The sequence below is a fragment of the Roseibium hamelinense genome (assembly GCF_007830545.1).
GTDB lineage: Bacteria > Pseudomonadota > Alphaproteobacteria > Rhizobiales > Stappiaceae > Roseibium > Roseibium hamelinense.
Genome location: NZ_VLLF01000001.1, coordinates 577,857 through 598,780, shown reverse-complemented (window position 1 = coordinate 598,780; position 20,924 = coordinate 577,857). Strand labels below are relative to the sequence as shown.

The following is a 20,924-nucleotide window of genomic DNA, read 5'->3' as shown; positions in this document are numbered from 1 at the left end:
TCCGTGATTGAAATAAAATTTCTTAGATCTTTGCCCTCACAAACGCCAAAGCACTGCATTTTCTGGCGTTTTTTGGCGCTCAAGTTTTGCCGGAATGTCTGCGACGAGACATTTTTTTCACCAATCAGTTCGCGGATGCGGGACCAAGTGTCGCCATCGGTGAGAAATGTGTCATGCGGGACGGCCAGAACCACCGCATCGGCGCCGGTCAGATCGTGCCATTCTGACAAGGCAATCCCGTATTCCGCATGTGTTTCGACTGGATCCGCCAAAGGGTCGAAGACGTGGACCGCAGCGCCGAAATCTTCCAGTTCGCGAACGAGGTCGACAACCTTCGAATTCCGGGTATCCGGCACATTCGCCTTGTAGGTCAGCCCGAGAACCGCGATTTTCAGAGGCATTGCGCAGCCCAGCTTGACGCAGGCCTGGATCACTTTACCGGCAACAAAAGCTGGCATGGCTTCATTGGTGCCGCGGCCGGCAAGAATGACTTGTGGTGTCAGTCCGATCTCATGCGCCTTGTGCGTGAGGTAATAGGGATCGACGCCGATACAGTGGCCACCAACCAGGCCGGGTTGGAAGGGTAGAAAATTCCACTTTGTCGCAGAGCCGGCCAGCACGTCGCGGGTGTCGATACCCATTGCGTGAAACAACATGGAGAGCTCGTTCATCAGCGCGATGTTGAGGTCGCGTTGCGTGTTTTCAATCACTTTCGCCGCTTCTGCAACTTTGATCGAAGGCGCATGGTGCAATCCGGCTTTGACCGCCGATCCGTAAAGGTCCATCAACCGGCCGGCCGCAGCGGCTGAGCTGGCTGACACGATCTTCACAATATCCTTGAACCCGCGGTCGCGGTCTCCTGGATTGATCCGCTCGGGTGAATAGCCAACCTCAAAATCTTGCCCCAACTTCAGGCCCGATGCTTCCTCAAGAATGGGGACTGCAACCTCTTCCGTGGCTCCTGGAAAGACCGTCGACTCAAATACGACGATCGCACCCGGGCGCATCACGCGGCCAACGGTTGCGGCTGCATCTTTGAATGGGGTCAGGTCCGGGCGCTTTGCCTGATCGACCGGAGTTGGCACAGCCACGATGAAGATGTCGCAGATTTTCAGAGTTTCAGGTCTGTCGGTGAAGGTCAGTCCGGCATGCCCCAATTCGTCCGGGGCAACGGATCCGGTGACATCTTGCTTGCGTTTGAGCGCTGCGATCCGATCGCTTTTCACATCAAATCCGATCACTGTGTGACCAGCTCCGGCAAAGGCAGCGGCAACAGGCAAGCCGACATACCCAAGACCGATCACGGCAATAGATTGCTTGGAAAATGGCTGGCCTGTCATGGGTGGGTCCTAACGGGGAGTCGCAGAATTGGCGAAGCTTTAAAGCAAAATGCTTGCAGGTGAAACGGTGCTTATAGATTGTATTTTTGGCTAATATTGCAATCTATGCGAGAAATGCGCATGATCATATTCCGTTGACGTAATGTAGAGGTGCGCGGGCCGCTGATTGACGCGGGGCCGGGCCCGAAACTGGGGACGGTCATGCAAAGAGATATTCAAATTCAGATGTTTAAGAGACTGTTTGCGCTGCGCGCGCAGGGCAAACACGATGATATGCTGGGGGAGGTGAGCCATATTCCGACCTCGGTATACACATCCTCCGATATCTTTGCCGAAGAAAGGCAACATGTTTTCAATAAACACCCGTTGCTGGCCGGTCCTTCCTCCAATGTTGCCGAGCCCGGCCAGTGCATTGTCAGTGATTGGGACGAATATCCGTTCATCATCGTGCGGGGCGGGGACGGCGTTCTCAGAGCGTTCTTGAACCAATGCCGCCATCGCGGCGCTGAGCTTGTTGCCCGCGAGACCAGCCGCCTCAAAGCGTTTGTCTGCCCTTTTCATGGCTGGTCATATGGGTTGGACGGCAAGCTCAGATCGGTCACCCAGGCCAGACAGTTTCCGGATCTGCAAAAGGAAAACTACGGCTTGCATCCGGTCCCTGTCGCCGAGTTGGGCGGACTCGTTTGGGTTCTACCCGAGGAGCAGCCGGAATTCGACATCGCTGCCTATCTGGGGCCGTTTGCCGATGATCTAAAGAGTTTTGGAATCTCCGATCATGTCAGTTTCACGCAATCGCGGATTGTAAAGAAAGCGAATTGGAAGCTTTTGATCCAGACTTATCTGGAAGGCTATCACGTACCTTATCTACATGCTGAAACCCTGGCAGGGGCCTTTCGCAAGGGCGTGATTGCCTTTGACCGGCATGGTCCGCATTTCCGGTTGTGTGCGGGGCGAACAAACCTTCTCGATGCGCGGGAAATACCAGAGCAAGACCGGCGGATCCTGGATTTCGCATCGGTCTATTATTCGTTCTTTCCCAACGCGTTCTTCATCATGCACCCGGATTATGTGTCGTTGAATCTGTTCCATCCACTGAGCGCGGACCGGACTCTGTGGACCCACGAATTGCTCTACCGGCCCGAGCTCTATGCGGATGAGACAGGCATGGACCGGCTGCAAAAACGCTTCTCGTTTACCAATGACGCCGTGTTCGACAACGAGGATTTTGAGGTCTCAGTGGGTGTCCAGAACGGCATGGCGCGCGGTGGCAACACGGTCCACACACTCGGGCTAGAAGAAGGCCTCTTGACGCTTTTTCAAATGAATGTGGATGCAGCGATCGCTCAGTCTTTGCAATCAACGGACAGTGCCAAAACGGCATCGATATGATCTGAGCAGGTTTCTCTGCCGGTTTGTAGCCTTCGAGAAGCGGTCAGCCCTTCTTGATGACCGTGCCTTGCGCGAGCGCGCACAGGGTTGAGGTGTCACCGCTGACCGCATAAAGCTCACATCGGCAGACGGCTTGCCGTTTACCGGTGCTGACCGATGTTGCCCGTGCGCTGACGAAGTCTCCGGCGGCTGGTTTGACGTAGTTGATCTTGAATTCAGAGGTTAGTGCGTCCCCGCCCAAAGCGATCCCGCCGGCAAAGGTGATAGCGTTGTCCGCAAGATACGAAAGGGCGCCACCATGCACATAACCGTGCTGTTGCTGAACATTTTTTTGTATTGGAAGCCGGAGTTCGACGGAGTTGCCATCCGCATGTGCAAGCTGTGCGCCGACAAACTGCGAAAATGGCTGCGCGTCGAAAATGCCCTTCGTAAGGTCAATGATATTTGTTGTCACGGTTGATCTCCCTGTCCGCACCACAGCTTTAAAAGCACGCTATACGTGCAAACATGGGGAAATCAACCGAAATCTTACGTTTGCGTAAAGGGAAAGCTTTTCATGTGAGCAACGGTCCGGCCTGATCTGGCCGGACACTCTTTCGGCGCCAATTATTCCGCGGCGGTCCGGCTGCTGACCAATGCTGACAGATGCGGCATCACCTCCGCCGCCAGTTTCGGGTCGTCCAAGGCATAGGCAAGGTTTGCATTGATGAAACCGGCCTTGGAGCCGCAATCGTAACTTTCACCCTCGAATTCTACGGAGGTAAACCGTTGAGACTCCATAAGCTTGAGCATGCTGTCGGTCAGCTGGATTTCACCCCCGGCTCCCGTTTCCTGGCCCGATAGCAGACCGAAGATCTCCGGCTGCAGAATGTAGCGGCCTGTTATCATCAGGTTGCTGGGCGCTGTTCCAGGAGCAGGTTTTTCAACCATGCCTGCAATTCTCTGCGCCCGTCCGGTTTGGCCTGCCTCCAATTCCACAATCCCGTATTGATGGGTTTGGTCCATCGGGACTTCTTCAACCGCGATCACATTTCCACCGGCCTCGTTGTAGACGTCAACCATCTGTTTGAGGCAACTTTGCCGTGCTTTGACAATCACATCCGGCAGGAGAATGGCAAAGGGCTCATTGCCGATGATTTCCCGAGCGCACCAGATGGCATGTCCAAGCCCGAGCGGCTCCTGTTGCCGGGTGAAACTGGTTGAGCCCGCAGACGGGCGCAGCTTTTCCAAGAGTTCCAGAGCTTCGGCCTTGTCGCGCCGCTTGAGGGTTTCTTCAAGCTCATATGCGCGATCGAAATGATCGGCGATAACGGTCTTGTTGCGGCCCGTCACGAATACGATGTGCTCAATGCCCGCCGCATGGGCCTCATCGACCACATACTGGATAATCGGCCGGTCGACGATGGTCAGCATTTCCTTGGGCACGGCCTTGGTCGCGGGCAGGAACCTCGTTCCAAGTCCGGCAACGGGCAGGACGGCTTTTCGGATCGGCTTGATCATGAATTTTGTCTTTCATTCATCTGTCTGGCTGCCCGGACATACCTGTGGCCGGGCTGAGCGCACTAAACAACATCAGGGGTTTGTGGGCAAACCATGGCCACACCGTGACATGTTTAACAGCCGGACGCATACAATGATTTTGGACCGGAACGTTTCTGAGCGAGTTGCGGCCCCGGCAAAAGGCCGGTATTGAACGTGCCAATTCGACCAAAGCATAAGTGTACCCACCAAGGACATCTGATGAGCCAAGCCAACTCCACCGTCACCGCTGAAAATGTTTCTTTTGCGAATGACAAAGCCTTCAGCCTTATCGCAGGCCCGTGTCAGATGGAGAGCAAGGCGCATGCGCTGGAGTGTGCAGCAGCCGTCAAGGAAATTGCCGGCGGTCTCGGTATTCCGGTTGTTTTCAAGGCGTCGTTCGACAAGGCAAACAGAACGTCAATCGCGGCAACACGCGGCGTTGGCCTGAAGGACGCGCTTCCTGTTTTTGCCGAGATCAAGGAAACGTATGGCCTGCCAACCCTGACGGACATCCACAATGCCGAGCAATGTGCCCCGGTTGCCGAGGTCGTCGACGTGTTGCAGATCCCGGCGTTTTTGTGCCGTCAAACCGATCTATTGGTCGCCGCTGCCAAAACCGGCGCGGTGATTAATGTCAAGAAGGGGCAGTTTCTGGCACCTTGGGACATGAAAAATGTTCTTGGAAAAATTGTTGAAAGCGGCAATTCGAATGTGCTTCTCACCGAGCGCGGTGCAAGCTTCGGATACAACACATTGGTGAGCGATATGCGGTCCTTGCCGATTATGGCCGAAACCGGCGCACCAGTGATATTCGATGCCACGCACTCTGTGCAGCAGCCGGGGGGACTTGGCACATCTTCAGGCGGGGACCGTCGTATGGTTGCTGTTTTGTCCCGTGCAGCCGTTGCTGTAGGGGTTGGTGGCCTGTTCATGGAAACCCATCCAGATCCCGACAATACGACCTCCTCTGATGGGCCGAACATGATCCCTCTCAAGGATCTTGGGGCCTTGTTGTCCCAGCTCAAGGCGCTTGATGCAGTTGTCAAAGGCCAGCCTTCAGCCGCGTAACCATCGTTTCAGCCGTCCCGAGGGCGGCTTTTCTCTTTATTCCTGACGCTGTCCGCGCAGGGATCGCTTTAAGACCTGAAACCGGAGTGAATTCTATGACCGCCATCGTCGATATTGTGGGACGTGAGATCCTCGATAGCCGCGGCAATCCGACCGTTGAAGTGGATGTTTTTCTGGAAGACGGCTCGTTTGGCCGGGCTGCCGTGCCATCGGGTGCGTCAACCGGCGCACACGAAGCCGTTGAGCTGCGCGACGGTGGCGACCGCTACAAGGGCAAAGGCGTGCTGCAGGCTGTTGATGCGGTCAATGGCGAGATCTTTGAAACCGTCGGCGGCCTCGATGCAGAAGATCAGCTTAAGATCGACCAGGCGATGATCGACCTTGATGGCACGGATAACAAGGGCCGGCTGGGTGCGAATGCGATCCTTGGCGTTTCTCTTGCTGCAGCCCGTGCGGCAGCACAAGCAACCGGCCTGCCGCTTTACCGCTATGTTGGCGGCACGTCTGCACGCACATTGCCAGTGCCGATGATGAACATCATCAACGGCGGGGCGCATGCGGACAATCCCATCGATTTCCAGGAATTCATGATCATGCCTGTCGGCGCGTCATCCTTGCGCGAAGCCGTCCGCATGGGTGCTGAGGTGTTCCACACGTTGAAAAAGGCGCTCAACGATGCGGGGCACAACACAAATGTTGGCGACGAGGGCGGTTTTGCACCCAACCTGGAATCCACCGACGCGGCCATCGGCTTTGTCATGAAAGCAATCGAAACCGCAGGTTACAAGCCGGGTGAAGACATGTTCCTGGCACTTGATGCGGCGTCGACCGAGTTCTTCAAAGACGGCAAATATGTTTTGGAAGGCGAGGGCAAATCTCTCGCGCCGGATGAAATGGCACACTATCTGGCCGATCTCGTGGCCCGTTATCCGATTATTTCGATCGAAGACGGTCTTGCTGAAGACGATTGGGCCGGCTGGAAAGCGGCGACCGACCTGTTCGGAGACAAATGCCAGCTCGTCGGAGACGATCTTTTTGTTACCAACTCCACGCGTCTGCGCCAGGGAATAGAGCAGGGCGTCGCGAACTCTATCCTCATTAAGGTGAACCAGATCGGCTCGTTGTCTGAAACACTTGATGCAGTCGAAACCGCGCACAAAGCCGGCTACACGGCCGTGATGTCGCACCGTTCCGGTGAGACGGAAGATTCAACCATTGCAGACCTCGCAGTTGCAACAAATTGCGGTCAGATCAAAACCGGCTCTCTGGCGCGTTCCGACCGGCTTGCAAAATACAACCAGCTGATCCGGATCGAAGAGGAGCTGGGCCCGCAAGCGGTATTTGCCGGCAGCAGCATTTTGAAGGCCTGATTGAACAGGCCTCTGGATGACAAAGAAGGGGCCGATCCCGGCCCCTGACCCAAGTGTCGGCGTAAAGCCAACTATCAAGCCGAACCTCTTGGTCCAGCAGGGCTATTGGGGTTCGGACTTGTTTTAAAAATCTAAAACAAGTCAAAAACCGCGACTTCCCCAGCTTCGCGCTGATAGCAACATAAATCGCCCGCTTTGCGTCCGCAAATTGGTTATTCACCAGCGCTCCACCTTGTCCTGAATACCGTCGTTTGGCGCACGGAAAACGGGCATTCCTTGCAATGTGAACGAGCGGCAGCAAAGCGGACGATGCGGACCTTCAAGCATTGTTTTTCAAGGTCCGCTTTACAACTTCGTCGAAGATTCTAGCCCTGCACCAATCCCAATGCCATTGCGGCTAGTGCAGCAAAGCCAGCATTCCAAGCAAGTGTGCGCAAACCCACGATGCCGAGAGGATATGTTAAGGCATACACGACACGCGCGGCGACAAAGACAATAGCACCCCATTGCGTCAGAACGTTTGAGGTTCCCAGTAGCTCAGTCGCCAGAACGAGGGGGACGAACAGGACGGCGGCTTCGATGCTGTTTCTGACGGTCCGGTCAAGACGACCAGCGACCGGAGCGTCTGCGTCCACCGGGTGGGCACGGTTGCCGGTCACATATTGCATGCCTTTGGCCCGCGCCAAGATCAAAGGTTGAGCGAGAAGCAGTGCGGCGAACGTCGCTAGAAAGACAAGAAGGGAGATCATCTCGGGGGTCATTTTGCATTTCCTTTCACCATGGTTTGCTGTATTGTCTCGATCAGTACAAAATATACTTAATGGCTTTCAGCGTGCCGAGTCAATCGTTTTGTTTGGAGTAGTACAAAATGCCGCGTGGCCTGGAATTCGATCTCGAGACCGCGAGAGCCGCAATCATGCAGGTGTTCTGGACAAGGGGGTACGAGGCAACGAGCTTGAGTGATCTCGAACGGGCAACGTCACTCGTTCGCACCAGCCTCTACAACTCTTTCGGCAAGAAGCCAGAGATGTTTCTGGACAGTCTGAAGCTGTATCACGAGACGATTGAAAATCAGATCGAGTCCATAACGCAGGGGCGGGGCAGCGAGGCGCTCGTCGATGTGATCAGCGCCATGATGGAAGGATCGGACAAGCCTTCGCAACAGCCTGCTGGATGCCTGATGGTCATGTCAGCGACGCAAAGCAAAACCATCGAACCACGCCATTTGCAGATCGTGAAGGACTACAGACAAATGCTTGTTCGCAAGGCGGAGCGGGTGCTTAAGCGGGACAAGCAATCAGAACGGCTCGCACGACATGTCGATCCCGAAGAAGCTGCAGAATTCTTGATTTGTGTTGTCTGGGGTGCGCTTGCAGCGCAATGCCTCAGTGCCGAGCGCAACACTGCTGCAGCCGGAGCAAAAATGCTTAAGGAAACGATTAAGAACTGGCTCATTGACTGACTAGATGTCTAGACTTCGAAAGAGCGAAACCCGACGTTCGACGGCCATGCAGCATCAAGTACTTTGGGCTCGATGCGGACTTTCGCTGCGGCGTGATCGAATGTCCCGGTGGCTCGGGAAGCGCTTACGAGCCTTCCTGGCGCGAATATCCGCTTCGATAAACGACGACGCCGTTTTACCTGCAACCACATTTAGGTTAGGGGCCGGGCTGCATCCCGGGCCCCTTTTGTCGGGCAGAGCTGACCGTCAGTGCATAGCCTGTTTCGGCTCGGCTGTCCGGGTTTCATCCGCGTGGCGGATCGCAGCTGCGAGCGTTTCGGCTTTCTCGGCACCGGCAACTGCAAAACGGCCATCAATGATAAAGCATGGTACGCCGGTGACGCCCATTTCCTGCGCCTGACCAATTGATTTTTTGGTCTTTTCCAAATCGGAATCTGTTTCCAAAAGCTGTTCGACCAGGTCGGACTGCATGCCGGCGTCCTGCGCGACATCGACCAGCGTTTCCGGATTGGTCAGATCTTTTCCGTCAATGAAATAGGCCTTGAACAGCCGCTCCACAACTTCGTCCTGCAGATCATCTGCGCGTGCCCACAGGATCAGCCGGTGGCAGTCGAGCGTGTTGGGCGACAGCCTGATCCGGTCAAAGGCGAAGGGTATGCCTTCCTCCGCACCAGCAGCTTCGATTTGCTGGTAAAAGCTGAGCGCATTGTTGAGACCACCAAACTTGTCACTCAGATATTGCTGACGGTCTTTGCCTTCTTTTGGCAAGGTGCCGTCCAATTGATACGGATGCCAGCGCACGGAAACGTCGATGTCTGTCACCTGGCGCAAGGCAGCTTCGAGTCGCCTTTTGCCGATGTAGCACCATGGGCACATCACGTCCGAAATCACGTCGACCGTTATCGTTGCGGCTTCGGTCATGTCTTCACTCCATTCTCTCGTAACGATACCCTAAGGCAATTTCCCGGCCACGGCCAGTTCAAGCAAGCTCAAAGGGCCGTGTGTCCCAAGATGGATGTGATCCGCGCCTGAAGCCGCTCCCTGCCGCGTTCGTTCTTGAGCACTGCCACTGGGCCTATGTCGCGCACAACACAAACAAGGTCCTCCTCGCGGCTGGCCGCATCGGCGACCGAGAGCAGTGTGGTGTAAAGGTCGTTCGCCATCATGACGGTTTCTGCCCGCAGGGAGAACCTCTCCGGCAGGAGTTTCATCTCGCAGATTTTAAGGCCGCGCAGGGCAAGTGCCTTTCCGGCGCGCTCCAGATAGTGGTCATAGGCGTCTTCACGCACACCTCCGCTCAGCATCTGCAGAAGAAGCCAGCGGTGGCTTTCCGCAAGCATCCGGTCTGCCAGCCGCCGGCGCTTGCCCATACGGATTGCTGTCGAGAGCCGGCGTTTCAGGTCCTCTTCCACCACGTTGGAAGTCAAGACATCCGTCGCCCCCGCCTTAAACAGCATCGCCGTGTCGTCCCATTGATCTGCGAATGCAATGACGGGCAGGGATGCAAAGCGCGCGTCCATCCGGATCTGGTAGAGGTTTTCCAGCATGTCGCCGAGGCTTCCGTCGAGAACCACTGCGTCGAAGGCGCGCTGCGACATAAAGATTTCAGCTATGCCCGGGCTGAATGCACCGATCACATCGACCTTCGGGGAGCTGGCGGCTTGAAGATCCAGAAACCGCGTACCGAGGCCAACCACCAGAAAACCGCTGGTGCCTTGGTAGTGCGGCGCCGCTCCATAGCCGGGGATGCGTCCGAAAACGACGCGACGTATGCGGGCCTCTTCCGACCGCAGCAGAGCACGTTGCAGCTTGCACACCTGGTCAAATAGCGCTGTTTGCGAGACGGTTTGCGGCAGGATGCCATGTGGTTTGAAGCGGCTCGGGATCGGGGTCCGGCCATCGGACAAAAAGATCAGTGGGGCTTCTGCCGGCAAGGTCACCAAGGCCGCTTCGAGTTTTTGCGTAAGCTCGTCCCCGGCGCCTGCAAGGGCCGGCATATCGGCAACGATTGCACTTGGCAAACCAGCGGAAGGATCAACGTCCCCCTCAGCCAGATTGATATGTCCCGGCCTGTCCGACATACCGGACACCGAAAAGGCTGGCGGCCGTTCGCCAACATACCAAACCGGGCCCTGCCAGATCAGCGAGCTGTCTTGGTCCATCCGAATTAGCTCTCCGCAAATGGTCTCAGGCCACCACAGCAGGCAGCCGCTGGGTGCGCAAGGTCAGCCGTTGCCGGTCGACACTACCATCGTCCCGTCGCGGGATCGCGGTTAAAACAAGAACCCTGTTCGGGATTTTGGCAAGATCAACGCCCTCAGCGTCGAGAAATGCGAAAAAGGCTCGGGCATCCGGAACTGTCCCGGCATTCGGCACGAGGGCAACCTGAAGCCGGCCACCGAGCACTTCGTCTTCAACCACAAAAGCGGCGGCTTCGCGCACTCCCGGAAATGAAGCGTAGATCTCGTCAATGGCCTCAAGGTCACCCGACCCTGGGGCTGTCTGGCCGGGGATGCCAAAACCGTTCAGGCTGTCACCTTCGACTTCGACCACGATGCCGGTTTCGAGAAACCCATCGCTATTGACCGGTAGGTTACGTTCGCCGCCCAATGAATGCCATCCCGTCTCTGGAACCATGGCCCCTTTTACGAGGAGGGTGCGCGGCGCGTCCGGCAAGAGATCGTTTTGTGCCGAAACCGAGATTTCTAAAGGGGCTGGTCCGCTTTCACACCCGTTCGACCCGTCAGCCTTTCCCAACGGAATGGCCCCGGCTTTTGCCGAGGGTCCTCGCGCCTTGGCAACAAGGCCGAATTCGTCGGCAATTTGAAGATCGACAATGGGGTGTTTTGCGACAAACTTGGTGGCGCGAGGGGCCGCAATATTCCACGCCGCAAGTATTTTCGTTTTCCTGTGGCTGAGTTTGCGATCCAGCGTGTGGGCAAGGGGACCGGGAGCCAAGACGCAGTCCGCGCCGATATCGTTCGCATGATCCGCCAAGCCGGCAAGAGATGTTGGGTGATGAAGATGAAGACTTCCACCGCATGCTATCCATGGCACAAGTCCTGCCCCAAGTCCGGTTAGGCCGCTGAGCGAATAGGGTACAAGCAACGCGGCGCCGTCGGCCAGACTTGTGGCGTTGAGCGTTTCGCGTCCCGCGGTGAGCCAGTGATTGTGGTTGCGGGTGACCGGGATATTGTCCTGACCGCTTCGGCTCCAGCAAATGGTTGCGATATGGTCTGCATTGTCGGTACGTTCGCTGCCGGAAAATTCCAGATCATCCCCCATCTCTTTGAGCATCGGGCCAAGATCGATCAGACCATCGGGAATGTCCGAGCCAAGTCCGAAAACGAAACGCAAACTGAAAAGATCTGCGGCGACGTCCCGGGCTGCTGTCCCAACCTGCCGGGTTTCGACCCGGTCAGCGGCGATAAAACCCTTGGCCCCAATCGAGTTGAGCGCTCTCAAGACATTTTTCTGGCGCCAATGAAGCGGAAGCGGCGAAACAACAAGGTCAGCGCGTAGCGCGGCCAAAAACGCGATGACCGTATCGACCGTGTTGGGGGCTTGAAGCCCGATCACATGGTCGGCCGACAGACCGACCATCCGGAAGAACGCTGCAAGCCGGTTGATCTCGTTTTCGGCTTCCGCATAGGTCAGCTGGCGGGGATTGCCGCCCGTCCAGCTTTCCCTGTTCGGCGCATCGGAAATGGCCAGTCGGTCGGGAGCCCGGTCTGCGGTTTCCCGGAACAGGCCGTCCAGTGTCTTATGGTCCCAAAGGCCTGCGGCATGATAGTCTTCTGAAAGGGTCTCTGGCGTGGCTTTCATGTGTTTCCGTCGATCCAATCAGTTGGTAGACTCTGGTGCGGCCCACCAAGTGTCAAACTGGTGTCCGTAAAGCGAATGTGTTTCAGGTGGGACAACGCGCTTCCAGTATGCGAACCAGTCTTCGGAGACATGGAACAGTGGGACCGCATAAGCACCGGATATCAGAACACGGTCAAACGCCCTGACCGCAGATACGAACTCGTCTTCAGTGCGTGCGGCCACCAAAGCATCGATCATCGCGTCAATCGCCGGACTTTTTGCACCAGAGGTATTGAACGAGCCAGGCGCATCTGCCGAAGCGGACGACCACCGCCCGTATTGTTCTGCGCCGGGGGACAGCGAAGCCGTCAGGGTATTGAATACCATATCGAATTCGCGTTTCACCCGGCGGTCTTCAAATTGGGACGGATCGACCGTCCGGATCGAGGCCTTGATCCCCAGCAATTCGAGAATCCGCGAATAGGCGAGGCCGAGTTTTTCCTCGTCTTCGTTTTTGGTCATGATCTCGAAGGCCAAAGGCTGTCCGGTTGCGGTATGGACCAGCTGTTTGCCTTCCAGCGCATATCCGGCTTTTTTGAATTCATTCAAGGCCGCCCGCAAAACCTTGCGGTCCCGTCCGGACCCGTCTCCGTTCGCGGGCCGCCAGGTTCCATTCATAACGTCCGGAGAAACGGCATCCGGAAACGGAGCGAGGAGCGCTTTTTCGGTATCGCTGGCGGGCTGTCCAATGGAAGACAGAATGGAATTGTCCCAATAGCCCGCCGTGCGGGTGTAAAGGTCAAAATAAAGATTGCGGTTTACCCAGTCGAAATCGAACAGCATGCGCAGGCCTTTGCGCACAGACAGGTCGGCGAATTTCGGTTGCCTGACATTGAACATGATGCCCTGAAATCGGGCTGGGATGCCAAGCTTCACCGAGGCTTTCACGACATCGCCGTTCTTGGCCGCGGGAAAATCGAAACCGGTTGCCCACCTGGCGGGATCGCGGAACTGTAACGCATCGATCAGGCCCTTTTTGAAAGCCTCTTGGAGGGTGGTCTCGTCGCGATAATACTCGACGCGGATTTCGTCGAAATTGTAAAAACCAGCCGTTATTGGCAGGTCTTTGGCCCAGTAATCCGGATTCTTTTCATAAACTGTCCGGCTGCCCGGCACAATTTCCTTGAACGTGTAGGGACCGCTGCCGATTGGAGGCGTCAAACTCGACTTGTCGAAATTCTCCGCATCCGTGTGCTTCTTAGACAGGATCGGTGCCAGAGCAATCAGCAGCGGAAGTTCGCGATTATCGCCGTTTTTGAAAATCAGTTTCAGCTGGTTCGGGCCAGTGACCTGCTTTTCCGCAATCTGGGCATACCTGTCGCGGTAGGGCGGGCGGCCTTTGTCGCGTATGATCTCGAGGGAAAAGATGATGTCGTCGACCGTGACCGGTGTCCCGTCTGAAAACTTGGCTTTGGGATTGAGCTTGAACTCAATCCACTCGCGGCTTTCCGGCATGCGGACTTGTTCTGCGATCAGGCCATAAAGCGAGAAGGGTTCGGCATAAGACCGGGCTAGAAGACTTTCCCAGATATTGTTCCCGAATGGCCTCTCACGCATGCCGCGTGCCGACGTCCAGCCACCCTGAATGATAAAAGAATTTAGACTGTCAAATGTACCTTGAACCCCCAAAGTCAGAGCGCCGCCTTTCGGCGCATCCGGATTTGCATAGGGCAGGGATGTAAAATCTGCGGGCAAAGCCGGGGCGCCATGCATAGCAATGCCGTGGCTCCACGGGATTTCGTCACCGTCCGCCTTGGCTGAACCAACGGAAAGGGCAAGGGCAGTCAATCCGGCCGCCAAGGCGACGGCGGTCAATGTTTTGCGCCAAAATACAGTGGGCGCGCGCAGGGAATTCATTACGGTGGTCATGAGATACTCGTGATTCTGTTGCACAAGAATAGCACAGTGCGGAAATACAGCGGTGATGTGGCAACAGGTTCTCGCAAGATATTCAAACTTCTTTTTGTGATATACAAAGCGTTGCATAACGGTCACCCTTCTGCCGCAATCGACGCGTTACGTTGTCGGAAGGGTTAAATGCGCGTGAGGGGCCTTGATGTTCGAACTGTCTTGCCTCAGAACGACGCGCAGAGTATCGCGGACGGACGATTGAGGATGTTTCGAATGACGAAGTTTTTTAAGCGGGGTTTGATTGGTAGCGCGGTTGCAGCGCTCGCACTCACCGCTTCTGTCTCGGGTGTATCCGCGCAGTCGGAAGAGACAGATAGCCCTTGGGTGAAGGTTTGTAACGTCGATCCCAAGGTGAACAAGGAAATTTGCCTGATCACTCAGGAGCTGCGGACCAACACCGGACAGTTTTTGGCATCCGTCGCTCTTCGTGAAATCGAAGGCGAAGCACGCAAGACGCTCTTGATCGCGGTGCCAACCGGCATGCTGATCCAGCCCGGTTTGCGCGTCCAGATCGACAGCGGCAAGCAAACAAACGCCAAATATGGCATATGCTTCCCGAATGCATGCTATTCCGAGCTCGTGATTGACGACAGCTTTGTGGCCTCCATGAAGCAGGGTGGCAAAATGGTTCTGACCACTTTGAACCAGCAAGCCAAGGCTATCCCGATGGACCTTACCCTGATCGGGTTCACCAAGGTTTATGAGGGCGAGCCTATGGATGTCGCCGAGCTGCAGGAAAAGCAGGAAAAACTGCAGAATGAATTGCAGCGCCGTGCGGATGAAGCGCGTCAGAAGTTGATCGATGCTCAGGAGCAGGCGCAGTAAGCGCACGCAGCCAGTAAATAAAAAACGCCGCAGTCAGCCTGGACTTGCGGCGTTTTTTATTTGCAGAACCGCGTGATCAATGCATCTCGACCGATCGCGGGCTGTAGGATCCATCGGAGAGTTCTTCAAAGATCTCATCCACCTGGGGGTGACGTACGGGCTCTCCCGTCAGATCCTCCTCCAGGTTCTGCTCACTGACATACGCAACGTATTCTGTTTCTTCGTTTTCCGCCAGCAAGTGGTAGAACGGCTGATCACGCCGGGGCCGCACGTCTTCCGGAATGGCGTTCCACCATTCTTCGGTGTTGCTAAAGGTCGGATCGACATCGAAAATGACGCCCCGAAAGGGATAAATCCGGTGCCGTACGACCTGACCGATTTTAAATTTTGCCGTACGCATGTTGTTTACCTGACTACTCAGCTGCTTAGGCGGAGATAGCGCGGCTTATGCCGGTATGCAAGCCGGAGTGAAGTAACCGCCTAAAGGGTAATCGTAGCAGCGTTTTTGTCTAAAGTCCGTAAACGTTTGCGAGTTCAGGGTCTTTTGATGCAACCAACTTGGCAAGATCGACAATGATCTTGGCCTGTTTCCAGGTTGCATCGTCCTGCATCTTCCCGTCAATCATCACCGCACCGGTACCATCGGGCATTGCATCAATGATCTTCTTGGCGAAGGTCACTTCATCTGGGTCAGGACTGAAGACCTTTTTCGCCAGGTCAATCTGGGTCGGATGCAATGACCAGGCACCGAGGCATCCCATCAGGAACGCGTTGCGGAACTGGCTCTCGCATGCATCCGGATCGGAAAAATCGCCGAACGGGCCGTAAAATGGTTTCAAGCCATAGGACAGGCAGGCGTCCACCATTTTAGCGACGGTGTAGTGCCACAGGTCCTGCTGATACGGTGTGCGGGCTGCGCCTTCTATTGGATCGCTTAGGACCGCATAGTCAGGGTGTCCGCCGCCAACGCGGGTGGTCTTCATGCCCCTTGAGGCGGCAAGGTCGGCTGGCCCCAGGCTCATGCCGTGCATGCGCGGGCTGGCACCGGCAATTGCCTCAACGTTCTTGACGCCTTCGGCTGTTTCCAGGATTGCGTGGATCAGGATCGGCTTGCTTCGTCCTGCCTTGACTTCCAGCTGTGCCAGTAATTGATCCAGATAGTGAATATCCCAGGGACCTTCGACCTTGGGCAGCATGATGACGTCCAGCTTGTCGCCGACCGCCGGAACGATTTCCATCAAATCATCCAGGAACCAGGGACTGTTCAGGCAATTGACGCGTGTCCAGAGCCCTGTCTCGCCGAACTCATTGTCTGTCGCCATCTGGATGAACCCGCGGCGGGCATCTGTCTTGGCGTCGGCCGGAATGGCATCTTCCAGATTGCCGAGAATGACATCCACCTTGGACACAAGATCCGGGATCTTGGCGCGCATTTTTTCAATATGCGGGGGCACGAAATGGATCATGCGTTCCAGAGTGACGGGCAATTCGCGGAACGGCTCCGGCGCGCCGATGGCAAGCGGTGTGTAGAAGGCGCGCGGCGTCTTTTCCATGTTGATCCCCTGCGGATATTTGACTGACCACCCCCCTATACCGCGAGTGTTGCAGTGCAACCATTCCCCTTAAGGCGCAGACCTAAGGGAAGCGGGGCGCAAACATGGAACGCGAAGGCCTAGATTTTCGCCCATTTTTTGTGGATCCACATCCATTGTTCGGGATGCTCGCGGATCCATTCTTCAAACACCCGATGGATTTCGATCGTGGTCGCTTCAATGTCGGCTTTTTTGTCGTCCGTGACCGGTACGACCAATCCGCGGCCTTCAATCATGAAATGGACGCCGTTTTTACGCACGGTCCTTCCCAGAATAATCGGCACTTTATTGTTGCGTGCCAGCGAGGCCGGGATTGGATTCGCAAAGGCCGGCCTGCCGAAAAAGGGGACCTTGATTCCACGGGTCTCGCGCAGATCGCCCATGATCGCCACCACGCCGCCGCGCCGAAGGGCGCTGATGAGTTTGCGGGCGGTTTCATGGCTTTTAGAAAACAAGCCGCCTCGATATAGCTCTTTACGCATGCCCCGCAGCAGCTCGTCCGCGCTAGGGTTTTTAAGCGCCTGATAAACGCCGGTGATCTCGATGCCCTTGCGGACAGCGGGCTGGACGCACAGTTCCCAGTTTCCCGAATGCAATGAGACGAAAATGCACGGCTGGTTGCCTTCCAGGACCTTTTGGGTCAGTTCGTCTGCAACCGGTTCAAACCTGCGGTCCTGGGTGAGCAACCGGTCAATGAAAAAAGTCTCTGCTGCCACCCGGCCCAGGTTTTCCCACATCCGGCGAACAATCCTTTCGCGTTCCTGCACGGTTGTGTCCGGAAAGGCCACCTCCAGATGCCTCAGCGCCCGCTTGTGCCGTGCGTTGAACGGCGCAAAGCTCTTCCACAAGAAACCCATCAGGCTGGATGCTGCGTCGATCGGGATCAGACGGAACAGGAAAACCGCTGTGTGAAGGGCCGCGGCTTCGAGTTTGAATTGCAGGTTTTGAAGACGGGACGGCTTTTGCATGAACAGCACTTGTATTCGGTCAAACATCCGCGCTAACAGCATCGCTCATCTGCACTGCTGGATCGGGGCAGGGTCGTTGACCGCCAAAGGGGATCGGGTTAGGCGTGATTAGCCAAGCCGGTTCCGGGATGCAAGCGGGAACGGTCTGTTTCAGACGCCTTCCTCTGCGATTCCAAGCGCTGCACCACCGCCGGACAAGTCCATGCAAGACGTCATATCGCTCGCATTTCCATTTTTCGGTTTGATTTTTCTGGGCTTTGCGGCAGGAAAACTCGGCAAGCTGCCGGAAAGCGGTTTGGCGTGGATGAATTTCTTTATCATCTACATCGCCCTGCCGGCGCTGTTTTTCCGGCTGTTGTCTGAAACGCCCATCGAAGAGCTGACGGACCTGTCGTTTGTGACGGCGACCACCTTCACCACCTATACCGTGTTCGCCATTGCGTTTTGTATCGGGGTGCTTGCAACAAATGGAAGTATCCCCGAATCCACAGTGCTCGGGATCGCGGGAGCCTATTCCAATATCGGCTATATGGGACCGGGTCTGACGCTGGCAGTGCTCGGGCCGGAAGCAACGGTGCCGACAGCGCTGATATTCTGCTTTGACAACACGCTTTTGTTTATTCTCGCGCCCTTGATGATGGCGATCGGGGGCACCGAAAAAGAGCCGATCTCCAAGACACTGCAGAAGATTGCCTGGCGGGTGTTTAGCCATCCGTTCATTCTGGCAACAATGGCCGGGGTCGGGGCTGCGGCGATCAATTTCAGACCACCCGAAGCCATTGACACACTCCTGCTTTATCTCAGCAATGCTGCGGCGCCTTGCGCGCTGTTTGCCATGGGGGTCGGCGTGGCACTTCGCCCGGCGGGGCGCGTCCCTATCGAGCTGCCGGCCGTCTTGGTGGTCAAGCTCATTGTGCACCCGGTTATGGTTTTCTTATTGCTGAGCTGGATTGGCGGTTTTGATCCGATTTGGGTTGCAACCGCGGTCTTGATGGCATGCCTGCCACCGGCAACCAATGTTTTCGTGATTGCGCAGCAATACAACACCTATGTTCAGCGCGCCTCCAGTTTCGTGTTGATCGGGACCATCGCCTCGGTGTTTACGGTGACCGGCTTCATTTGGGCAATCACCACCGGGGTCCTGCCGACCGGATAACGAGATAACGGCTTGGGAGGGCCGCCCGATGACACAGCCGCTTGGCGGGCTCAAAGTGCTCGATTTCACAACACTTCTGCCCGGTCCGCTTGCTACACGTCTTTTGGCGGATGCCGGGGCGCATGTGACCAAGATCGAGCGGCCGGGCGGCGAAGACATGCGCAGGTTTCCACCGTTCAAGGGTGGAGAGCCAGTGCTTTATACGATGCTCAACCATGGTAAAACCGTCATCGAGTTGGATCTCAAGGACCCTGGCGCGGCAGAGCAAATCGCCCCGTTGCTGGATACGGCTGATATTCTCGTCGAGCAATTCCGCCCCGGCGTCATGGACCGATTGGGCTTTGGGTATGAAACCTTGTCAAAAAAATATCCGGCTCTGATCTATTGCTCGATTTCTGGCTACGGCCAGTCCGGACCAAGATCTCAGGAAGCCGGCCACGATCTCAATTACCAGGCGCTCACCGGTTTGCTGGCGCAATCCTACGGTTCTGCCGCACATGCATCCATGCCGCCGGCACAGATCGCAGACATTGGAGGCGGTAGCTTTCCGGCGGTCATGAACATTTTGCTGGCGGTTGTGGAGCGTCAGAAAACGGGCAGGGGCTGCCATCTTGATATCGCGATGGCGGATGCGATGTTCACCTTTGGCTTGTTTCCATATGCCCAGCATCTGGCGGGCGGCCCGATTGACGAAGCCGGGACCGGACTTTTGACCGGAGGCTCGCCGCGGTACCGGATCTACTTCGCTGCCGACAATGCTCCGGTCGCTGTTGCTGCCTTGGAGCAAAAATTCTGGGACAGGTTTTGCGACCTGATCGAGCTGCCGTCCAGCCTGCGCAATGACCTAAAAACGCCTGATGAAACGGCAGCACGCATTGCCGGCACACTGAGCGCCAGACCGTCCGCTGAGTGGCGCGCGGTATTTCAGGCCGGGGATTGTTGTGTGACGGTGGTCGAACCGCTTTCGGAGGCCCTGTCGGACCCGCATTTCGCGGGCCGCGGCCTGTTTCCGGCAACAGATCATCCGGCTGTGGCCAGCCCGATTGCGCGCCGTTTCAGGACACCCTAGTTTTCGGACGGCCGCAGCAGGCGCGGGCTTTTCGGCAAAGACCGGCGGTTGCGTTGCCGGGTGCCAGGTGCCATGCCTTCGCGCATAAGCAGTCGACGGAGCGGGCCGATCTTGTCCGCAAGATAAAGCCCGGTGCTGCGCGCTATCTGCAGCGGCAGAAAATCGCTCAGGAGCGAGCGGTTCAGCAAATCCACGGCGCCGGTCCGGGTTACAATGTCGGTCCTGCGCTTGCTCTCATAGCTGGACAGTGTTTGCGCGCCGCCGATATCGGCGGCGGATGCACGGGCTTTTGCGACAATGTCGCCAAGAACTGCAACATCCCGCAAGGAAAGGTTCAGGCCTTGTGCTCCGATCGGAGGGAAAACGTGCGCGGTTTCCCCGACCAAAGCGACGCGGTTTGCCGCCAGGTTTTTCGCATTCATGCCGGAGAGCGGAAAGGTCTGGGGTTTGGTCGCAATCTTGAATTGGCCAAGGATGGAATGAGCGCGGCGTTCCAATTCAAGCGCCAGATCATCGTCGTTCATGGCGAGAAGTGATTCGGCACCTTCGGCAGTCTCAACACACACGAGCGAAGAACACCTGCCGGGCAGCGGAACCAAGGTGAACGGTCCGGTCGGTGTGTGAAATTCGGTCGAGACGTCGGCATGCGGCCGATCGTGTTCGAGATTGAGAACAACGGCGACCTGAGGGTAGGACCACTTTCGCACACCGATTCCCGCGGCCTCGCGCAACATGGACTTGCGCCCATCAGCCGCAACGATGAGATCCGCTTCAATCTGCCGTCCTGTTTCCGTCTCGATCACCGCTTTGTCCGGCCCCAAATGAGCGTTGGATGCCTTCTCTTCAATGACCGAAAGGTTGGGCAACGTATCGGCAGAAGCGCTCAGGGCTGCGGTCAAATCCTGGTTTTTGATGTTGTAGCCAAATGCTTCAAGATCAAGTTCGCCGCTTTCAAACGTCACCTCTGGCGCCCTCATCAACCGGCCGGTATCGTCGATCATCCGCATACGGGCGAGGGGGGCGGTTTTGACGGCGAGCTCATTCCACACATCGAGCCGGTCCAACAGGTCGATCGAGGCTTGCAACAGCGCCGTTGTACGGCCGTCCGATGGCCCGCCCACCGGGGCCACCAAAGCGGTGGAAAATCCCTCACGCGCAAACATCACTGCAGCCGACAGGCCGGACGGACCCGCGCCGACAACGCAAATGTCGACGGGTTCAAGCGGTGCGGCGGTACGTGCCATGATCAAAACTCATCTTTGTTGCTATGGCGAGAAGGATGAGTAATCCGGTACAAATTGCAAGGGCTTGGCGCAAATTGACCGCGTGGCTAGAGGACGCAGTCCAGATCCACGGGCCGCGCTTGTCTACCCGTTAGTGTATGAGAAA

18 protein-coding genes and 1 pseudogene are annotated in these 20,924 nt (G+C 56.5%); 7 read left to right on the top strand and 12 right to left on the bottom strand.

Annotation, left to right across the window (positions count from 1 at the left end):
* Positions 1 to 36 precede the first annotated feature (36 nt).
* Positions 37 to 1,340, bottom strand: a pseudogene (locus JM93_RS02860) (nucleotide sugar dehydrogenase).
* Positions 1,341 to 1,541: 201 nt separating this feature from the next.
* Between JM93_RS02860 and JM93_RS02855 the strand changes: the two are divergent.
* Complete coding sequence (locus JM93_RS02855; RefSeq protein ID WP_145340537.1) at positions 1,542 to 2,729, top strand: aromatic ring-hydroxylating oxygenase subunit alpha; 1,188 nt, start codon at positions 1,542 to 1,544, stop codon at positions 2,727 to 2,729.
* A gap of 43 nt (positions 2,730 to 2,772) precedes the next feature.
* On the opposite strand, the gene JM93_RS02850 is transcribed toward JM93_RS02855, so the two are convergent.
* Both JM93_RS02850 and galU read right to left on the bottom strand, forming a co-directional pair.
* Positions 2,773 to 3,183, bottom strand: a complete 411-nt coding sequence (locus JM93_RS02850; RefSeq protein ID WP_145340536.1) for a PaaI family thioesterase — start codon at positions 3,181 to 3,183, stop codon at positions 2,773 to 2,775.
* Positions 3,184 to 3,335: 152 nt separating this feature from the next.
* A complete protein-coding gene (galU, locus tag JM93_RS02845) occupies positions 3,336 to 4,229 on the bottom strand; it encodes a UTP--glucose-1-phosphate uridylyltransferase GalU (protein WP_145340535.1) in 894 nt (297 codons plus the stop codon).
* Between the two features lie 240 nt (positions 4,230 to 4,469).
* On the opposite strand from galU, the gene kdsA reads away from it, so the two are divergent.
* Together kdsA and eno are read left to right on the top strand one after the other, a co-directional pair.
* On the top strand, positions 4,470 to 5,318 hold the full coding sequence (gene kdsA, locus JM93_RS02840) for a 3-deoxy-8-phosphooctulonate synthase (RefSeq protein ID WP_145340534.1): 849 nt from the start codon (positions 4,470 to 4,472) through the stop codon (positions 5,316 to 5,318).
* Positions 5,319 to 5,413: 95 nt separating this feature from the next.
* Positions 5,414 to 6,688 (top strand): phosphopyruvate hydratase, encoded by a 1,275-nt coding sequence (gene eno / locus JM93_RS02835; protein WP_145340533.1) that lies wholly within the window; start codon positions 5,414 to 5,416, stop codon positions 6,686 to 6,688.
* A 365-nt stretch (positions 6,689 to 7,053) separates the two neighbouring features.
* Here eno and JM93_RS02830 read toward each other — a convergent pair whose 3' ends face one another.
* Positions 7,054 to 7,449 (bottom strand): MAPEG family protein, encoded by a 396-nt coding sequence (locus JM93_RS02830; RefSeq protein WP_145340532.1) that lies wholly within the window; start codon positions 7,447 to 7,449, stop codon positions 7,054 to 7,056.
* Between the two features lie 107 nt (positions 7,450 to 7,556).
* Between JM93_RS02830 and JM93_RS02825 the strand changes: the two genes are divergently transcribed.
* Positions 7,557 to 8,150 (top strand): TetR/AcrR family transcriptional regulator, encoded by a 594-nt coding sequence (locus JM93_RS02825; protein ID WP_145340531.1) that lies wholly within the window; start codon positions 7,557 to 7,559, stop codon positions 8,148 to 8,150.
* Positions 8,151 to 8,396: 246 nt separating this feature from the next.
* On the opposite strand, the gene JM93_RS02820 is transcribed toward JM93_RS02825, so the two are convergent.
* From JM93_RS02820 to JM93_RS02805, 4 genes are all read right to left on the bottom strand, one after another.
* Positions 8,397 to 9,071: a DsbA family oxidoreductase gene (locus tag JM93_RS02820; RefSeq protein WP_145340530.1), complete on the bottom strand. Its 675-nt coding sequence runs from the start codon at positions 9,069 to 9,071 to the stop codon at positions 8,397 to 8,399.
* Positions 9,072 to 9,139: 68 nt separating this feature from the next.
* A complete protein-coding gene (locus JM93_RS02815) occupies positions 9,140 to 10,312 on the bottom strand; it encodes a PleD family two-component system response regulator (RefSeq protein WP_145340529.1) in 1,173 nt (390 codons plus the stop codon).
* Between the two features lie 25 nt (positions 10,313 to 10,337).
* Entirely contained in the window at positions 10,338 to 11,975 is a 1,638-nt protein-coding gene (locus JM93_RS02810; protein ID WP_145340528.1) for an AMP-binding protein, read from the bottom strand.
* Positions 11,976 to 11,993: 18 nt separating this feature from the next.
* Positions 11,994 to 13,883, bottom strand: a complete 1,890-nt coding sequence (locus JM93_RS02805; protein WP_244300742.1) for an extracellular solute-binding protein — start codon at positions 13,881 to 13,883, stop codon at positions 11,994 to 11,996.
* A gap of 255 nt (positions 13,884 to 14,138) precedes the next feature.
* Between JM93_RS02805 and JM93_RS02800 the strand changes: the two genes are divergently transcribed.
* On the top strand, positions 14,139 to 14,750 hold the full coding sequence (locus JM93_RS02800) for an invasion associated locus B family protein (protein WP_145340527.1): 612 nt from the start codon (positions 14,139 to 14,141) through the stop codon (positions 14,748 to 14,750).
* Positions 14,751 to 14,826: 76 nt separating this feature from the next.
* On the opposite strand, the gene hspQ is transcribed toward JM93_RS02800, so the two are convergent.
* The 3 genes from hspQ to JM93_RS02785 form a co-directional block, all read right to left on the bottom strand.
* Positions 14,827 to 15,150: a heat shock protein HspQ gene (gene hspQ / locus JM93_RS02795; RefSeq protein WP_145340526.1), complete on the bottom strand. Its 324-nt coding sequence runs from the start codon at positions 15,148 to 15,150 to the stop codon at positions 14,827 to 14,829.
* 109 nt (positions 15,151 to 15,259) lie between these two features.
* Positions 15,260 to 16,303 (bottom strand): HpcH/HpaI aldolase/citrate lyase family protein, encoded by a 1,044-nt coding sequence (locus tag JM93_RS02790; RefSeq protein ID WP_145340525.1) that lies wholly within the window; start codon positions 16,301 to 16,303, stop codon positions 15,260 to 15,262.
* A gap of 119 nt (positions 16,304 to 16,422) precedes the next feature.
* The gene (locus JM93_RS02785; protein ID WP_208994883.1) at positions 16,423 to 17,352 is read right to left on the bottom strand and encodes a lysophospholipid acyltransferase family protein; all 930 of its coding nucleotides are present in this window, start codon (positions 17,350 to 17,352) and stop codon (positions 16,423 to 16,425) included.
* Positions 17,353 to 17,512: 160 nt separating this feature from the next.
* Between JM93_RS02785 and JM93_RS02780 the strand changes: the two genes are divergently transcribed.
* Together JM93_RS02780 and JM93_RS02775 are read left to right on the top strand one after the other, a co-directional pair.
* Positions 17,513 to 18,466 (top strand): AEC family transporter, encoded by a 954-nt coding sequence (locus tag JM93_RS02780; protein ID WP_145340524.1) that lies wholly within the window; start codon positions 17,513 to 17,515, stop codon positions 18,464 to 18,466.
* Between the two features lie 28 nt (positions 18,467 to 18,494).
* Complete coding sequence (locus JM93_RS02775) at positions 18,495 to 19,535, top strand: CaiB/BaiF CoA transferase family protein (protein ID WP_145340523.1); 1,041 nt, start codon at positions 18,495 to 18,497, stop codon at positions 19,533 to 19,535.
* On the opposite strand, the gene JM93_RS02770 is transcribed toward JM93_RS02775, so the two are convergent.
* The gene (locus JM93_RS02770) at positions 19,532 to 20,779 is read right to left on the bottom strand and encodes a UbiH/UbiF family hydroxylase (RefSeq protein ID WP_145340522.1); all 1,248 of its coding nucleotides are present in this window, start codon (positions 20,777 to 20,779) and stop codon (positions 19,532 to 19,534) included. The two genes, JM93_RS02775 and JM93_RS02770, sit on opposite strands and share 4 nt — an antisense overlap.
* Between the last annotated feature and the right edge of the window lie 145 nt (positions 20,780 to 20,924).

Excerpts from the sequence above, each read along its gene's own strand:
- JM93_RS02830 (WP_145340532.1), bottom strand. The coding sequence starts at position 7,449 with ATGACCCCCGAGATGATCTCCCTTCTTGTCTTTCTAGCGACGTTCGCC.
- JM93_RS02815 (WP_145340529.1), bottom strand. The coding sequence starts at position 10,312 with ATGGACCAAGACAGCTCGCTGATCTGGCAGGGCCCGGTTTGGTATGTT.
- JM93_RS02805 (WP_244300742.1), bottom strand. The coding sequence starts at position 13,883 with ATGACCACCGTAATGAATTCCCTGCGCGCGCCCACTGTATTTTGGCGC.
- JM93_RS02810 (WP_145340528.1), bottom strand. The coding sequence starts at position 11,975 with ATGAAAGCCACGCCAGAGACCCTTTCAGAAGACTATCATGCCGCAGGC.
- JM93_RS02855 (WP_145340537.1), top strand. The coding sequence starts at position 1,542 with ATGCAAAGAGATATTCAAATTCAGATGTTTAAGAGACTGTTTGCGCTG.
- JM93_RS02780 (WP_145340524.1), top strand. The coding sequence starts at position 17,513 with ATGCAAGACGTCATATCGCTCGCATTTCCATTTTTCGGTTTGATTTTT.
- JM93_RS02825 (WP_145340531.1), top strand. The coding sequence starts at position 7,557 with ATGCCGCGTGGCCTGGAATTCGATCTCGAGACCGCGAGAGCCGCAATC.
- JM93_RS02785 (WP_208994883.1), bottom strand. The coding sequence starts at position 17,352 with ATGCTGTTAGCGCGGATGTTTGACCGAATACAAGTGCTGTTCATGCAA.
- JM93_RS02770 (WP_145340522.1), bottom strand. The coding sequence starts at position 20,779 with ATGGCACGTACCGCCGCACCGCTTGAACCCGTCGACATTTGCGTTGTC.
- galU (WP_145340535.1), bottom strand. The coding sequence starts at position 4,229 with ATGATCAAGCCGATCCGAAAAGCCGTCCTGCCCGTTGCCGGACTTGGA.
- JM93_RS02775 (WP_145340523.1), top strand. The coding sequence starts at position 18,495 with ATGACACAGCCGCTTGGCGGGCTCAAAGTGCTCGATTTCACAACACTT.
- JM93_RS02790 (WP_145340525.1), bottom strand. The coding sequence starts at position 16,303 with ATGGAAAAGACGCCGCGCGCCTTCTACACACCGCTTGCCATCGGCGCG.
- eno (WP_145340533.1), top strand. The coding sequence starts at position 5,414 with ATGACCGCCATCGTCGATATTGTGGGACGTGAGATCCTCGATAGCCGC.
- kdsA (WP_145340534.1), top strand. The coding sequence starts at position 4,470 with ATGAGCCAAGCCAACTCCACCGTCACCGCTGAAAATGTTTCTTTTGCG.
- hspQ (WP_145340526.1), bottom strand. The coding sequence starts at position 15,150 with ATGCGTACGGCAAAATTTAAAATCGGTCAGGTCGTACGGCACCGGATT.
- JM93_RS02800 (WP_145340527.1), top strand. The coding sequence starts at position 14,139 with ATGACGAAGTTTTTTAAGCGGGGTTTGATTGGTAGCGCGGTTGCAGCG.
- JM93_RS02820 (WP_145340530.1), bottom strand. The coding sequence starts at position 9,071 with ATGACCGAAGCCGCAACGATAACGGTCGACGTGATTTCGGACGTGATG.